At 69.0% G+C, this 15,452-nt stretch carries 11 protein-coding genes; 1 reads left to right on the top strand and 10 read right to left on the bottom strand.

Going from position 1 to position 15,452, the window contains the following annotated elements; all coding sequences use genetic code 11:
• Positions 1-7: 7 nt before the first annotated feature.
• The 7 genes from VGI12_13650 to VGI12_13620 form a co-directional block, all read right to left on the bottom strand.
• A complete protein-coding gene (locus tag VGI12_13650) occupies positions 8-1,918 on the bottom strand; it encodes a hypothetical protein (GenBank protein ID HEY2433714.1) in 1,911 nt (636 codons plus the stop codon).
• A complete protein-coding gene (locus VGI12_13645) occupies positions 1,912-3,057 on the bottom strand; it encodes a glycosyltransferase (protein ID HEY2433713.1) in 1,146 nt (381 codons plus the stop codon). Before VGI12_13645 ends, VGI12_13650 begins: the two co-directional genes overlap by 7 nt.
• A 25-nt stretch (positions 3,058-3,082) precedes the next feature.
• Positions 3,083-4,048, bottom strand: coding sequence for a polysaccharide deacetylase family protein (locus VGI12_13640; protein HEY2433712.1), 966 nt, complete (start codon positions 4,046-4,048; stop codon positions 3,083-3,085).
• 70 nt (positions 4,049-4,118) lie between these two features.
• Positions 4,119-5,168: a GNAT family N-acetyltransferase gene (locus tag VGI12_13635; protein ID HEY2433711.1), complete on the bottom strand. Its 1,050-nt coding sequence runs from the start codon at positions 5,166-5,168 to the stop codon at positions 4,119-4,121.
• A complete protein-coding gene (locus VGI12_13630; GenBank protein HEY2433710.1) occupies positions 5,161-6,084 on the bottom strand; it encodes a class I SAM-dependent methyltransferase in 924 nt (307 codons plus the stop codon). Before VGI12_13630 ends, VGI12_13635 begins: the two co-directional genes overlap by 8 nt.
• Positions 6,071-7,762: a glycosyltransferase family 39 protein gene (locus VGI12_13625; protein HEY2433709.1), complete on the bottom strand. Its 1,692-nt coding sequence runs from the start codon at positions 7,760-7,762 to the stop codon at positions 6,071-6,073. Before VGI12_13625 ends, VGI12_13630 begins: the two co-directional genes overlap by 14 nt.
• Positions 7,759-9,312: a hypothetical protein gene (locus tag VGI12_13620; GenBank protein ID HEY2433708.1), complete on the bottom strand. Its 1,554-nt coding sequence runs from the start codon at positions 9,310-9,312 to the stop codon at positions 7,759-7,761. Before VGI12_13620 ends, VGI12_13625 begins: the two co-directional genes overlap by 4 nt.
• 30 nt (positions 9,313-9,342) lie before the next feature.
• Between VGI12_13620 and VGI12_13615 the strand changes: the two genes are divergently transcribed.
• Positions 9,343-10,113: a polyprenol monophosphomannose synthase gene (locus VGI12_13615; protein HEY2433707.1), complete on the top strand. Its 771-nt coding sequence runs from the start codon at positions 9,343-9,345 to the stop codon at positions 10,111-10,113.
• Here VGI12_13615 and VGI12_13610 read toward each other — a convergent pair.
• Genes VGI12_13610 through VGI12_13600 form a run of 3 tightly spaced genes read right to left on the bottom strand, consistent with a single transcriptional unit; the run spans position 10,100 to position 15,434 of the window.
• Positions 10,100-12,640 (bottom strand): carbohydrate-binding protein, encoded by a 2,541-nt coding sequence (locus VGI12_13610; GenBank protein HEY2433706.1) that lies wholly within the window; start codon positions 12,638-12,640, stop codon positions 10,100-10,102. The two genes, VGI12_13615 and VGI12_13610, sit on opposite strands and share 14 nt — an antisense overlap.
• A gap of 59 nt (positions 12,641-12,699) precedes the next feature.
• Positions 12,700-14,205 carry a radical SAM protein gene (locus VGI12_13605; protein ID HEY2433705.1) on the bottom strand — a complete coding sequence of 502 codons (1,506 nt, stop codon included), beginning with the start codon at positions 14,203-14,205 and terminating at the stop codon, positions 12,700-12,702.
• Entirely contained in the window at positions 14,205-15,434 is a 1,230-nt protein-coding gene (locus tag VGI12_13600; GenBank protein HEY2433704.1) for a radical SAM protein, read from the bottom strand. Before VGI12_13600 ends, VGI12_13605 begins: the two co-directional genes overlap by 1 nt.
• Positions 15,435-15,452: the final 18 nt, after the last annotated feature.

The following is a 15,452-nucleotide window of genomic DNA, read 5'->3' as shown; positions in this document are numbered from 1 at the left end:
GTCCTTTCTAACCGAGCGTAGTCCACCAGGCGCGAAAACCGCCGGAAATCGTCGCCGCGAGCAGCAGCGCGTCAGCCAGCCGCCACAGCGCGCGGTGAGCCGGCGGAGAGTCGTTCCACGCCCACGCCCCCGCGGAGCCGGCCGCGATGGCCAGCGCCGGCAGGGCGGCCAGGTAGTAGCGCATGTCGACCGGAGTCGCGATGCCGATCCCCAGGAACACGACACACGAGAGCAGCCAGCCGCCGACCGTCAGCACGAGCGGATCGCCGGCTCGCTGCCGCGCCATCTGCAGCACGCCGAGCAGGGCCAGCAACAGCGCCGGGAGGCCGATGTTCAGACCGGCGTAATAGGGGACTGCGCGCAGCCGCCCGGCGATGGTCCGTCCGCCGGCGTCGGCTGCCGCGGTTGCCGTCTCATGTCCGATGCGCGCGAATTCGGCGCGGTAGGTGCTCCCGAAATGCCCGTAGTACACGGCGATGGCCACCAGGGCGGCGGCGACTGCGCAGGCGAGGACAATCGCGCCGTGACGGCGGCGGCCGGCGTCGCCGCGAGCCGAGAGCAGCAGCGCGATCAGCACGGCGGCCGTGAAGAGGATCGCGAGCGTGCTCGTGTGCGAGAGGAACGCCGCGTCGAACGCCGCGATCAGCGCCGCGGCGTAGAGCCATCGCGCCGGCGCCGGGGCGGCCGGTGGCCACGCCATCAGCGCGAACGCGGCCACCGCCAGCGACTGCGCGAACGCGTTGGTCAGATTGGCCGTCGCGAGCACCGCGAAACTGATCGGCATCAGGTGATAGACCGCGACCGCGATCGCGCCGGCCAGCCGGGCCTTCCAGCGCTCGGCCACCACCGCGTAGAGCAGGAGTCCGGCAGCGGCGTCGGCCGCCGCGGTGACGCTGCGCAGCAGCGCCATGTCGGAGGCGCGGCGGACCAGACCGGCGAACAGGGACGCGAACACGTAGAGACCGGGAGGATACGGGAACTGGTAGCCCCCAGGCGCCACCGAGGTGAAGTACAGGTTGCCGGCGAGCACGCCCTCGAACCGGTGCGCGTGGAACATCGCGTCGCCGATCGGCATGTTCGGATGGAGCAGCGCGAGGAGCTTCAAGCAGAGCGCCGCCGCCGAGAACGCCGCGGCGAAGCGCGCCGTATTGCGCAGCGGCTGTCGCCGCAGGACGTGGATGCCCGCCGACGCCAGCGCGAGCGCGCCGGCGATCCACCAGGCGAGTTCGACCGCGGTGTCGGGGTAGGTGGTGAACGGCGCGAAGCCGTGCGCCATCACCGCCGCGGCAGCCGTGCCGAACAGAACGGCGGCGCCGATGGCGGAGCCCGCCGTCATCCCGAGCAGCGCCATGCCGGCGCCCATCACCGCCGACGTCAACGCCGCGCCGTCGAGCGCCGCGCGCGGAACGAGGGCGACGCGTGAAGGCGTGAGCGACAGCCGGTCGAGCATCACGCCAAGACGACGCGGATCGCCGGGGCCGGGTACGAACGCGGCGGAGCTGCGCAGGCCGAGCGTCAGCCCGCGATGTTCGGGCCTCGCCGGTATCGTGACGGTGAGGTCGATGAAATCCGGCGCCGTCGCGCGTGTCGCCAGCTCGACGCCGTCGGCAAGGACCGTCAGCGCCGGATTTGCCGCGGCTGGGGTTCGGCCGCCGCGTACGCGCATCTCCACCGTCCACGCTGCGCGGCGATCCAGTCCCGGCAGGCGGATCACCGCGTCATCTCCCGTCCACGCGAAGGTGAGCCGGGTGGAGGGATCGTGTTCGACGGGGTAGATGCCGGACACCGCGCGCGGCAGATCGCGATCGAACTCGAGCGTCAGGGCTGGATGCCACGCATAGAAGAGCGCCGCCGCGGCGGCGCCGGCCAGCGCGCCGGCGATCGCGGCTGCGGCGGCGCGTCCGATCGCCTTCAGCATGCGGCGCCGCTCCGAACCGCGTCGTAGAGATCCCAGTACTGGCGGGCAACCGCCGCGGCCCTGAAATGCTGCTCGATCGCCGTGGCTGTCGCGGCCGCGGTGCGTTCCTGCGTCTCCAGCCTCGCGCTTATCGCCGCGGCGAGCGCAGCGGGATTCTCCCGCGGCACGACTCGCACGTCGTCGCCGAACACGCCGTGCAGCTCGACGCCGCCGGGGTTGTCGGACGACACGACCGGCGTGCCCGACGCCAGCGCCTCGACCGCGACGGTCGGCAGCGCCTCGAGGAGCGACGGCAGCACGAAACAATCGGCGGCCGCGCAGTAGCGGGCGACGGTGGCGTTGTCGACGAGGCCGGCAAAGGTGACCTGACGTTCCGTGCCGGTCGATCGTACCAATGACTGCAGGTCTGGCAGCAGCGACCCGCTGCCGCAGATCACGAGGTGAGTGTCGGGATGCGCGCGCAGCACGGCGGGCAGCGCTTCGATCAGATAGCGCTGCCCGGCCAACGGGTGCAGCCGCTTGACGTTGACCAGGAGATGGCGCGCGTCGATACCGAGCGCCTCCCGTTCACGCTGCTGCGCGGCACGGTCGTGATGCCGGAACGACGCGGCCACGGCGGGATAGATCACGTGCAGTGACGGGCGATCGAGCCCCAGCTCGCGGGCGCGCGCCAGCAGCCCGCCGCTGTAGAAGACCACAGCCGACGCCGACCGGTAGGCGCGCGTGAAGAGATCCGGCGGCAGCCGCTTGCGGCGGTAGTGCCAGATCTCCGTGCCGTACAGGGTCAGCACGATCGGCTTGCGCAGCCGCCGCGCGATGCCGGCCGCGATCTCTGGCAGCAGTCCGTTGCTGTGCAGGTGGACGACATCGGCGGCGGCGATGAGCGGCGCCGCGTCGCGTCGGATGCGCCAGGCGCCTGCCATCGATCCCACGCGCAGGGTGCGCTGCAGCAGCCCGCGCCTCGTGCGTGGGATGGTCACGACACCGTCGAGCGCGGGGGCCTGCCGCTGCGCCGGCGGGTGCGCGATGTACGCCACTTCGTCGCCGCGCGCGCGCGCCCATTCGCCGAGCTGGAAGGGCAGCAGCGCGTTGGCGGCCTGATCGGGCGGCAGGTGCGGTGTGACGTGGAGGATGCGCACGGAGAATGGCAGTTGGAGTGGGCAGTCAGCGGGGAGCGGGTTCGCAGTAGGCGCGCTGGAATTCGGCGAACGTCGCCGGCACCGCCTTCAGGCCGCCGATCGCGTACTCGAAGAAGCGCTCGAGCCGATCGCAGAATGCCGCGAGCTCGGCGTCGGTCCGGTTGTAGGGACTCCCGCCGACGATCGCCTCGCTCGAGTGGAACAGCAGGTTCAGCACCGGCTGCCGCGCCGCCGCGAGATCGGCGGCCAGGGCCCGCATGTCCTCGAGCGAGGAATACGACGGCCGCAGCCAGCGGACGTGCGCGACGCCCATCTTCCTCAGCACGCGCTTGGTCGTGTAGGGGCGTGGCGCCCGCGCGTAGAGATACTGCAGCCACCGCGGCAGATGCCGGTTGAGCGCCGCCGAGCACGGCACTTCGAGCACGGCGCTCGTGCCCGGCTTGGTTGCGCTGTCGTAGGAGAGAAAATATGGGCGCAGCGGCGCCTCGACGAAGTCGGGCCCCTGTTTGTGCGCCTCGTAGAAGAGCGGCGCCACGCTCGATTCGACCAGGTAGCCGAGACGTTCGAGCGCGGCTACGTGCGGGGCCGAGAACCCGAACCGACCCGACCGATATGACACCGGCCGGCGTCCGACGGCCTGCTCGATGGCCTCGGTCAACCGCAGCAGCTGCTGCTCGAACTGCGGCAGCGGCAGGCTGGCCGCGTAGGGATGGCGCCGCACGTCGTCTTCACTGCAGGGAGGTGTTTCCCAGGCGTGATGGTGCGCGCCGATCTCGCAATCGCCCAGCGCCTGCAGCGCGCGCAGCGTCTCCGCCGAGCGGGGATCGACCGCGACCGGGTAGGTGACGACGTAGGTGGGGCGCACCCCGTGACGCGCGAACAGCGCGTGCAGCCGCGGCAGCGCATAGATGTTCTCGAACCGCTGGGCCGCCCGCGCCGCGGCGTCCCACTGGTTGTCGCCTTCCGTGTCGATCCCCACGAGCAGCTGCATGTTCCTTCGCGTCTTCGTGTCCCTTCGCTGTCTTCGTGTTCCTTCGCGCCTTCGTGTTTCGCTTCCTTCCCTACCGGTCCTGATCCGAGTCGCCGAGCGTGACGTGCCAGCGATCCGTGCTGCCATAGAACGACTCGGGCACCTCGAGGCCGTTGATCTTCGCGACGAATTCCATGGTCGACTTCACCTGGAAGTAGCCGGCGCGCTTGAGCGCCTTGCGGTAGGCGGCGTGGAGCGCGAAGGCGCGGATCTTATCGGAATCCGCCTGGCGCGCCTCGCGATCGATCCAGTGCAGCAGCGTCGCAATGCCCTGCTCGTCTTCGGGATCGGCGAGCAGATCGACGAGCAGCGTGACGCGGCCGCGCGGTTCGTAGACGTGCCGGTAGATGGCGTAGCCCGCCGTCGCGTCCTCCCGCACCAGCGCCGCGATCATGTAACGGACGTGCGGCGCTCCCGTGTACTTCCAGTTCAAATAGGCCGCGTCGCGGCGGACCGCAAAATCGAAGTTCGGCGCGACGCGCTCCCAGAGCTGCGTGAAGCTCTCGTCGAACCGCTGCACGAGGCGCACTTCGGCCCGCAATGGCCGAGTCCTGGCGACGATCATCACGAACGGCCAGGTCAGCGCCGACACCAGACGGTTGATCGGCATGGGCCAGCGCGGGTTGCGGAAGGCGCGGCGCGACAGTGGCTTGACGAAGCATGGGATGGGCCCCAGGTCGGGCCAGTGCAGCTTCTGAAAGAGGCGGTAGGACGAGCCGGAGAGACCGAGGCCGAGCGACGCACCGACGTTCCGGTCCCAGGTCGTGAACAGCACTTCGCCCATGCCCTGCCGCTGGCGCTCAGGCGCGACCATTACGTCCATTCCCCACGAGCCGGTGACTTCGCGTCCGAGGATCGACAGCCGCACCGGCATCGTCGCGTACTGCCCGATGATGGCGGGCCCCTCGCGGGCCACCCAGATCTCCGGTTCGCCACGAGGGTTGTTCGGGTTGCGGCGGTACTGCCACTCCCAGCGCAGCCGGCTCGACTCGGCCGCGTCGCTGCCGAACACCCGGCGGTAGAGCGCCTCGACGCCGCGGCGATCCTCCGGACGATAGCGATCGACGTCCGGCTTAGGCATGGCCGTCCGCCCCGGCGGGCCGGCTCCCGGTCGTGCCACGCTGCGACGGCGTCGCGGGATTCGGGACGCGTGAAGGATCGCCGGCGCGCGCGAGCACGTACTCCATGTTGCTGATGAAGATGTCGCGCAAGATGCCGTCTTCGCGTACGGCCTGGGCGAGCAGCCGTGGCAGCCGGCGGATCGTCGCGGTGACGTGCAGCTCTTCGCGGACGATCGCCAAGCCGGCGGCGGAAATCTGCTGCCGGAGCCGCGACACGGTCACCTTTTCCAGCAGGTCGTCGTGCTTGATCTGGCCGAGCCGCGCCAGCTTGATGAACGAATTCTCGTTGGCGGGCTCGCGCAGCAGCCACGGCGCGTGCCGCGCCAGGCGCACGAACGCGCGAAAGGCCAGACGCCGGCCGACGATCAGGTGCAGCGGCACCGGCAGCTTCAGCCGCGGCAGGTGCGCGCCCGCAAACGACAGATACGGCGAAGTCGAGAGATACACGCGCCCACCCGGCGCCAGGACACGCGCGCATTCGCGCAGGTAGCGCGGCGCGTCGGCGACGTGCTCGATGACCGCGTGCGACAGCACCAGATCGAAGACGCCGGTCGCAAACGGCAGCGCCATGCCGTCGGCCAGCGCGAACCGCAGGTTGCCGCGCTCCCGCTCGCGCGCCAGGCGGACCCCGGCATCGCCGAAACGGTTGATCGGATCTATCCCGACGACCTGACGCGCCTCTTCGGCGAGGGACAGCGGCATGCCGCCGCCGCCGCAGCCCGCGTCGAGGACGCGGCCGGCGATCCTGACACCCGAGCGATCGAGAAAGGCGATCACTTTCGCGCTGCGGTAGTACTCGAACAGCGCGTAGTCGTACTCGGAACGGAATCGCTGGTCGGCGTGCGCCTTGATGGCGCGCTCGTCAATCGCGCGCACGCTTGTCGATCAGAACAGCCGTGTCGTGGCCCGAGCTCGATTCCGCGACGTCGAACTTCATGATGATCCGCCAGCCCGGCGAGGCGTCAAGGACGTCCACGATCTGAGAGCCTTCGTAGCCGAGCCAGGGGCTGGTGTAGGTCAAAATATATCGCACATCCGCGCGCTGCGTCCGATCGACGTAGTTGCCGAACCCATGGCCGATGAAGATCGGGCGGATGCGGTTCTCGAGCGCCAGGCCGTTGGCCAGTTTCCCCTGAATCGGCGTCTCCGGCGGGACGGAGGTCCTGAGCGCCAGCATCGCCGCATAGTTCTTGTAGGTTCGCCCATGCGCCCAGCCGGCGAACTGGAACAAGTCCCAGCCGAGCAGGAGGACGAACAGCGCCGCCGCTCCCCACCGGCGCATGAAGAGCGACGCGGCACCCTGTTTCCGCAGCACGAACATCGTCAGCGAACCAGCCAGCAGCGCGCCGACTGCCGAGATTCGGACGGTTTCTCGCAGTCGATGATCGTGCACGGCGCCGAGGAACAGCAGGCGCACCAGCGGAGCCGTGACGACGTAGCACGAGTAAAAGACGAGTGGCTGGGCCAGCCACCCGACCAGCGTCGACGGCCGGTGGAACTCGAAGGCGCGCGCCGCCAGGGCGATGCCGGTGAATGCCGCCAAGGCCGGCAGGAGGAACACGAAGCGGCGCTCGTTGCCGACGTCGTGCACCAGCATCTCGAGCGATCCCATCGCCACCCACAGCAGCAGCAGCCGTTCGGCATCGCGCGCGCCGCGCCACCGCGACGCGATCTGCCAGGCGCCCAGGAGCGCGAGCAGCAGTTCCGGCCACGATCGGCTGAAGGTGTCGTGCAGCACCGGAAACCACGTGACCCGTTGCAGCAGTGACGCCATGTCGTAGCTCGGCTTGCGGGTCACCGAGACCTGCCAGTTGTAGAACTGATAGTCGGCCCAGTGCGGGAGCACGAAGAGCGCGGCGGCGAGCCCGAACGACACGACGAGGCCGGCCAGCGCCCACGCCGCGGCGGCGCGATGGTTCGAGTCGGGCTCGCCGCGGTCGCCGTCTCTTGGCTGGCTCGCGACGAGCGCCAGGATCGACACGAGACCAAGGGACGCCACGTAGAACGCCGCGGCGGCCTTGGTGAAGAACGCGAGTGCGGCCATCACGGCGGCCGCGGCTCCCCAGATCGGCCGGCGTTCGGCGCGGGTCGAGCAGAACCACGAGCCTACGATGCACGCCGCCATCAGCCCTTCCATGATGGCGGCGCGGTCGTACATGACATACACGTAGTTCGTGGCCGCCAGGGCTCCTGCATAGAGGCCGGCGGCGTTTCCGGCGATCCGCCGCACGCCCAGCGCGAGCAGGACCACGGACAGGACGCCGAAGACCTCCGAGACGAGCCGTGCCTGCCGCAGGCCGACGCCAAACGCGTCGAACGACAGATATTCGAGGCCGGTGAACACGGGCGCGATGTAGACCGGATTCCACGCGTCCTGGACCCAGTGCCCGTAGAGCGCCTTGTTTCGGGCGTTGTGGGTCCACGCGCCCTCGTCGTGCCACACGACCCCGACCGTGGACCGCCAGGGAGGATCGGCCGTTGGAAACAGTCCGCGCAGGGCGGCGGCCAGGACGACGACCGCGGCGAGCCAGGTCCAGTAGGACCGATTGGTCATCGTCCGTCGCGCTCCCACGCCGAGAAGCCATCCATGAAGGGGTGCAGCTCATGGTAATGCGCGCGCAGCCAGCCGGCGAGCGACGGCTGTGACAGGAAGAATGGCGCCGAGTCCTGCACGTCCGGCGACCAGTCGTGCTGCTGCAGGATCACGTAGGCCGGCCGGCTTCGCTCGAGATCGGCGCGCAGGCCGGCGACGCCGTAGCGCGGATCGCTGCCGTCGAAATCGAGGATCACCGGGCGGCTCCAGAAGAAGCGCGAGGCGCTGCGGCGGCTCGCATAAGCGTAGGACCCTGGAGAGAATCCGAACACGTAGACCGCCTCGTCGGGCTGCGTATGCGCGGCAAGGAACCCGCCGATGTCGACGTTGTCGAGCGCCGAGTACTTGTCGGTGTCGCGCGCGCCGCCGAAGCGCGCCAGGTGCGTCCGGCGATCGATGCGGCCGAAGAGATAGCGCGTATCGTGCCAGACGCTGGCGGCGATCTTCTTCGGAAACGGATCGGAGCCGACCCGCCAGCAGCCGTAGGCGACGGCCAGGACGACGATCCAGCGGGCCGGGGCGGGCGCCGGCGTGAGCGCCGCCACCAGCCCGACGCCGGCGGCGAGCGCCAGAGCCGGCGCCGCCTGCACGAAGTACTGCGGCAGTTCGCGGCTGCCGTTGATGGCGATCGACACACAGGCGGCGCCGACCCAGACGAGCGGGATCCACAGCCGGCGCTGCCGCAGGCCCAGGACGGCCAGCGCCAGCGATCCGAGCCCGCCGGTGAACCACAAGGGATTGAGCCGCGCGTGCCGGATCGGGAACGTCACGAGATACCAGAGCACGCCAAGCCGCGACCCGTACGTCTCGCTCGAATAGCGCAGGTTGTAGACGATCGTCGCCTGATAGAGATCGCCGAGCGCGCCGCCCCGCCAGAACACCGACAGGGCGAGCAGCGGTATGACCACCGCACCGGCGCAGGCGGCGGCCGCTCCGGCGGCGGTGATGCCGCCGTTCAACGCGGCCGCGGCGAGCAGCGCGATCAGATAGATGGCGGCGTTGTATTTCAGCGTGAAGGCGGCGCCGACCGCGAGGCCCGCGGCGAACAGGCGCGCCAGCTTCCAGCGGCCGTCGGCGATCGCCGTGACAAAGGCGACGGCGATCGCCAGCGCGATAAACGTCTCCGCCTGTGCTCGGACGCGCACGCCGCCATAGCGATCCATGCTCGGGTCCGACAGCAGCAGGAACAGCAGCGCCGCGATCCAGCCAGCGGCCGGCCCCGCGAGCCGGCCGCCGATCAGGCCGACCAGCCCCGCGACGAGGAGCGCAACCGCGAGTTCGGCCGACGCGACCGCGACGTCGCTCCGCGAGATGGCGCGCAGCCCGGCGTACACGTAGTGGATGCCCGGCGGCTTCTGATCCCACGCGTCGCGGTAGGCCAGCTCGCCGTGCAGGATGCGGTCGCCGACATAGGCGTACAGCCCCTGATCCGGACCCATGGGCTGGGTCAGCGACGGCACGCGGATCAGGACGAGGCATGCGGCGATCGCCAGCAACAGGCGTCTGGGCATCAGGAGACTAGCAATATAATTCAAGGCTTCTTGCCGCACCGCATCGCTGCCGCCCCGACGCTCTCCCTCGTCGTCCCGACGTACAACGAGCGCGATCGCCTGCCCGACCTGGTGACGGCGATCTTCGACGCCTACCAGCGGGGCGGCGTCGAGGGGGATCTCGTCATCGTCGACGACAACTCTCCCGACGGGACGGGCCGGGTTGCCGACGATCTGGCGACGCGGTATCCGATCCGCGTGGTCCATCGGGCGGGCAAGCTTGGCCTCGGGACGGCCGTGGTCCAGGGCTTCGAGGTGAGCGAGGCGCAGATCGTCGGGGTGATCGACGCCGATCTGAGCCATCCCCCCGCGCTGGTCCCGCGGATGGTGCGGACGCAACTCGACACCGGGGCGGACTTCGTCATCGGCAGCCGGTACATTCCAGGCGGCGGCACCGGGGACTGGTCGTTTTCACGCGAGCTGATGTCGCGCTTCGCCTGCCGGCTGGCGCGCGGCCTGACGCCGGTTCGCGACGTGACGTCGGGGTTCTTCCTGGTGCGGCGCGAGCTGGCGCGCGGAGTCACGATTTCTGCCGGGGGATTCAAGATCTGTCTGGAATTGCTCATCCGCAGCGCGCCGGCGCTGGTCGTCGAAGTGCCCTACGTGTTCCAGACCCGCACCGCGGGCGAGAGCAAGATGAATCTCAAGGAAGCCGCCGGCTACCTGCGGCAGCTTCGCGACCTGCGCGCCTATCAACGTGCGCACGCGGTGCCCCGTCCGGAGCACCGCATACTGCCGCCCTCGGCACTCAGCGGAATTTGAACCAGTTCAAATCCGCAGCCGTCCCGCCCGACCCGTTCGCATCCACGATCACTTTCAGCACGTGCGTGCCGGCCGGCAGCGACACGCCGGTCTTGGTGACGGTCTGCCAGGTATCCCAGCTGCCGGTGTTGGGGAGGGCGATCGCACCAGTGACGTTCGTCCCGTCGAGCGTGAAGTGCACCGTGCCGCCCGTGCCGCTCGAGGCGACGCGCAGATCGAGCGAGTAGGTGCCCGCGGCGCCGATGGTGACGGTGTAGGCCAGCCACTCGCCGGCGCGGACGGATTTGACGTTGTAGCTGCCGCTGCTGTCGCTCGTGGCCTTGATGTCGACGTTGTCGGATCGATACGCGCCGGTGCTGTTGCCCGCGGTGGTGTCGTAGTACGAGACGCCCGAACCGCCCATGTCGTAGTTCTCGAACTGGATCGTTCCAGGCAGCGCCGCCGGCGTCCCGCCCCAGGGCTTGGTCGTCAGGCCGGCGGCTGTCACGTCGATCCAGTTGATGTCGGCCGCCGTGCCGGCGCTGCCGTTGGCGTCGATGACGAGCGTCAGCACGTGCTGACCGGCGGGGAGCGTGACGCCGGCAACGGTCGCGGTCTTCCACACATCCCAGCCACCGGTGTCGGGCAGGGCAATCGCGCCGGTGACCGCGGCGCCGTCGATGGCGACGTGCACGGTGCCGCCCGTGCCGCTCGACGCGACCCGGAAGCCGAGCGTGTAGCTGCCGGCGGCGGCGACGTTGACGGTATAGGCCAGCCACTCGCCGGCGCGGACGCTCTTGACGTTGTAGCCGCCGCTGCTGTCGCTCGTGGCCTTGATGTCGACGTTGTCCGTGCGGTAGGCGCCGCTGCTGTTGCCCGCGGTCGTGTCGTGATAGGCCACGCCGTCGCCGCCGTTATCGTAGTTCTCGGCCTCGATCCGTCCCGGGAGAGCGATCGGCGTGCCGGTGAACGGCGTCGGATCCGGCGCGGGCGGCGGCGGGGGGGCCGACGAGCTGCCGGCGAGCGCGGCGTCGAGCGCCGGGAACGCGACGCCGATGTCGGTGCCGTCGAGCGCGGTGCCGCGCGAGGCGCTCGCCGACGTCAGATGGTAGTCGCCGCCGGCGCGGTTGACGAAGTCGGCGGACCATTGGGTCAGCGATGGGAAGAGGTTGCCGCCCGGGTACAGCGCCGCGGTTGCGCCGCCGATGGCGTTGCCGCCCACGTAGGCGCCCGGCGCATACAGCGCGAGCGACTTGAGGCCCTCCTGCGAGTTGCCCCCGAAGATGCCGTAGGCATTGTCGCGGAAGAGATTGTTGGTGATCTCGAGGCCGGTGATCACCGCGCCGGCGGCGGTCGTTCCCGAATAGAAGCAGAACGTGTCATCGCCGTCGCTGTCGATCGTGTTGTGATCGAACACCACGCCGCGCGGGCCGTTGCCGATCACCGCGAACCAGCCGTTGGCCGGGTTGCCGCTGGTGGCGTAGGCGCTGCTGACGTCGTAGACCAGGTTGTTGGCGATCTGCACGTTGGCCGTCTGGCGCGACGGATTCAGGTCGTCGTAGCCGGCGATGTTGAAGACCGCCGCCACGTGGCGGATGACGTTGTTGCGGATCGTGACGTTCTGCACCACCGTCGTGGGAGCGGTGCCGTTCTGGTTGCGCGGCGTCAGCAGAATCGAATAGCCCTGCTGGCCCGCCGCCCAGTTGTTCTCGATGGTGTTGCCCTCGATCGTCACGGTGTCGGCGTTCTTCAATTCGATCAGGTTCTTGAGCGTGTACCCGGACGTCGCCCACGCGGCGGGCTTACTGACCAGGTTGCGGCGGATCGTGATGTTGGACGGCACCAGCCCCGGGATATCCGGATCGTCGCCGCCGAACAGCAGGTTCTCCGCTCCGGCCTCGAGATAGTTGTTCTCGATCAAGTACGGCCCGGGGCCATTCCAGCCGGCGATCGCCTGCGTGTCGACGTTGGTGCCCCTGATCCCCGAGATGTAGGAGTTGGAGATGAGGGTGTCACCGCTGTTGAGCGCGATGCCGCGGCGCTGATCCCAGGAGGCGCCGTGAATGTAGCAGCGATCGATGATCAGGTGCTGCGGGACTGAGGCGATCGTCGACTGGGTCGCATCGGCGTGTCCGAGCTCGATGAGATTGGCGCTGGCGGTCGATTCGCTCGGCAGAATCTCCAGGAACTGCAGCCGCCAGAAGGTGGCGCCGGCCGCGGTCTGAAATGCGGCGCCATTGTGGTCGGAGCGGACCTTCGGCAGAAGCGCCGCGTACGAAGGATCGATGCGCACGCCGGCGGCCGGCAGCGACGCATCAGCGGCCGCGGACCGGATGGTGATGAAGGCGCTGCCGCCCTTGACTGGCAGCACGAAGTTGCCGGTGAAGACCGCGCCCGCAGGGAGGAGGATCGTGTCGCCGGGGGCGGCGGCGTTGATCGCCGCCTGCAGGTTGCCGCCCGCCGCGACGGTGATCGTCGCGGCTCGCGAGGGGGCCGCCGACGTCAACACACACACCCAGAGCAAACAACCGAGGCGTTTGATTGACATGAGACCGGCCCCGACCGCAAGGAAGACGCCAGCGACCGGGCGCGGAAACGCGCCTGTTATTACTGATGGGCTGTCGCGTTCGATGACAGTGCCGCGGAATTTTTTACGCGGGCGGGAGCGGGCGTCCTGACGCCGAAGATCGTCCGGCTGGCGATCTGTCTGAAGATCTGCGGCTTGGTGGCGGCGAGCTTCAGCACGTCGCCGAACTTGCGCGCGATGTACTTCGGACGCATGAAGAACCGGCGCTTGGCCCGGTTGATCGCGTCCATGACCACCTTCTCGTCGAGGCCGTTGCCGCGCAGCAGATAGTACGAATACTCCATCCGCGACCAGTCTTCGGCGGCGAGCAGCCCGTCGCGAACCACCTTGTTGTAGAGCTCTGTTCCGGGGTAGGGGACGGCGGGATAGAAGTTGGCGAAGTCGGGATCGAGTTCGACCGAATACTGGATGGTCTGGTTGATCGTCTTGATGGTCTCGCCCGGATATCCGAAGATGAAGAAGGCGAACGAGCGGATGCCGGCGTCGCGCATGTTCCTGATCGCAAGCTGGATCTTCTCGCGATCGAGCCGCTTGACCATGTCCTTGCGGATGTCTTCCGACTCGGTCTCGATCCCCATCGCCAGCATCCAGCAGCCGGCCTTGCGCAGCCGGTGGACGAAGGCCGGGTCGGTCAGGTTGTCGGCGCGCGCATTGCTGAGCCACTGCACCGGCAGCTTGCGTGCGATCAGTTCGTCGCAGAACGCTGTGAACGTCTTCACGTTCAGTGTGACCGTGTCGCCCCACAGGTAGAAAAAGTCCAGCCCGAACTCGCGATAGCCGCGCTCGATTTCGTCGACGATCGCTTTGGCACTGCGCTCGCGGAACTTGTGTCCCTGATGGATCGGCGCGACGCAGAAGTCGCACGCGTACGGACAGCCGCGGCTGGTCTCGACGATCGCGTACGGCCGGTTGACGAGCGGCAGACTGTACGAGCCCAGCGGCACCAGGTCCCAGGCCGGATACGGCAGCGTCAGGAAACCCTCGTAGGAGCCCTGCGCCCGATGCGGCACGATTTCCCCGTGGCGCCGCCAGGTCAGGCTCGGGACGGCGCCGAGATCGGCGAGCGACTCGAGCTGCGCGAGCTGCAGCGCACCGTCCTCCGGTTCGCCGACGAACAGACCGTCGACCTCAGGGGCGCGCTGCATCGAGGCCAGCGGGACGGTGGAGGCGTGCGGACCGAACGAGAACAGCGGCGCGCCGTAGCGGGCCTTCAGTCTGGCCATCTCGTGCGTGTCGGCCTCGAGCGTCGGCGTCGTGCTCGGATAGAGGATCAGCGTCGGCTGGAACCCCTGGCGATCGAGATCCGCGATCAAATCGTCGACCGTGCGGCCGGTCGCCGTGAGATCGACGAGGCGCACGTCGAACGCCGCCTCGCGCAGCATCGCGGCGAGCAGGGCCAGCGTGTAGGGCGGCTTCGTCGTGCCCAGCACTTCCTCGCGCTCCTGGCAGCGGCCCTGGCGCGTGAACGCGACGCCGTTGACGAGCGGCGGGTTGACGAGCAGCGTGCGGTGTCCGAGGCGCGTCATCAGTTGTGGACCACCGTCAGCGGAATCGCGCGGCGTTTTCGCAGGTCGGCCGTCGCGACGACCGGCTCCGGGGCGAGCTCGACCTTGCAGCAGCGGCGGCACACCGGAAAGATCCCGTGCTCGAGGAGCGTGCGCCGCAGCGCGACGTACTTCTCGCCGTTCCACACCTCTTCGAGCGAGGACGTGGTCAGGTCGCCCACCTCGATGCGGATGAACGGGCAGAAGTAGACCTTGCCCGAGAACGACACGCGCGCGTGCAGGAACGGATACAGGCAGCGGCCGTCGAGCCGAGTGCCGGGCGTGTAGTAGCTGTCCAGCAGCGGCTCGTGCACCTTCGGCCGGAAATCGAAGAGCACGTTCTTCTCGCGGCACTTCGCGGCGAGCGCGCCGACCTTGGCGCGCACCTGCGCGACGTCGAGTCCGGGATCGGGCGTGACGTAGGTGGCAATCACCGACGCGTCAGGCGCGCCGAGGATCTTCACCGTCTCCGCGACTTCTTCCGGCGTGCTGTACATCAGGTGATTGAGCCCGATCGCATCCACCCCGAGCTCCTCGGCCACGTCCACCATGCGATCGAGCGCCTCGAGGCTCTCGTGGGTCACCGTCGTATTGATGCCGACGCGCAGCGGCGCTCCCTTGCGGCGCGCCGACTCCTGCAGGCGCTTGAGGCCGGCGGTCGTCCGCTCGAACGTCCCGGTGAGTCCGCGCGCGATGTCGTGCAGCTCGCGCGGGCCGTCGACCGACACGCTGATGTGCTTCAGAAAGCCGGCCGCCGCGAGATCGGCGAGCGCGTCGGCGCGCTCCTCGGTGATGATCGTGCCGTTGGTCGTGAGGTAGCCGCAGGCGTAGCCCTTGCTGCGGAAGAGATCCAGCACCTCCAGGATGTCCTTCCGCATGAAGATCTCGCCGCCGGTGAGATTGATCTGGAGGCCGTTCTGCTCAGGGAACGCGCGCGCCAGCGCCTCGATCGGCAGCTCTTCGCGCCACTCCCCCTCGAGGTTCAGCAGATCGCCGACGTAGCAGAACTCGCAGTGCAGGTTGCACCGCATCGTCGCTTCGTAGACGGCGCCCATCGGCAAACGGTCGGAGCGGCCGCTGCCCTCGTCGATGAAGCGCTGGACGCGATCGCGATACCGACGCTTTCTGTAGCGGGCCCACGCGTGGCGCGCGACGGGAAGCGCACGGGCGCGTGACGCGAGCCGATGGCGCAGTTTTTTAACCAGGGTCATTGAGCTGACGGCCGAAGC

Source organism: Vicinamibacterales bacterium, assembly GCA_036496585.1.
Taxonomy (GTDB): Bacteria; Acidobacteriota; Vicinamibacteria; order Vicinamibacterales; family 2-12-FULL-66-21; genus JAICSD01.
The sequence above is the reverse complement of the archived record's forward strand: the minus strand, read 5'-3'. Positions and strand labels throughout refer to the sequence as shown.

Coding starts and splice junctions, on each gene's coding strand:
- VGI12_13650 (HEY2433714.1), bottom strand. CDS start 1,918: ATGCTGAAGGCGATCGGACGCGCCGCCGCAGCCGCGATCGCCGGCGCG.
- VGI12_13640 (HEY2433712.1), bottom strand. CDS start 4,048: ATGCAGCTGCTCGTGGGGATCGACACGGAAGGCGACAACCAGTGGGAC.
- VGI12_13635 (HEY2433711.1), bottom strand. CDS start 5,168: ATGCCTAAGCCGGACGTCGATCGCTATCGTCCGGAGGATCGCCGCGGC.
- VGI12_13625 (HEY2433709.1), bottom strand. CDS start 7,762: ATGACCAATCGGTCCTACTGGACCTGGCTCGCCGCGGTCGTCGTCCTG.
- VGI12_13620 (HEY2433708.1), bottom strand. CDS start 9,312: ATGCCCAGACGCCTGTTGCTGGCGATCGCCGCATGCCTCGTCCTGATC.
- VGI12_13610 (HEY2433706.1), bottom strand. CDS start 12,640: ATGTCAATCAAACGCCTCGGTTGTTTGCTCTGGGTGTGTGTGTTGACG.
- VGI12_13605 (HEY2433705.1), bottom strand. CDS start 14,205: ATGACGCGCCTCGGACACCGCACGCTGCTCGTCAACCCGCCGCTCGTC.
- VGI12_13600 (HEY2433704.1), bottom strand. CDS start 15,434: ATGACCCTGGTTAAAAAACTGCGCCATCGGCTCGCGTCACGCGCCCGT.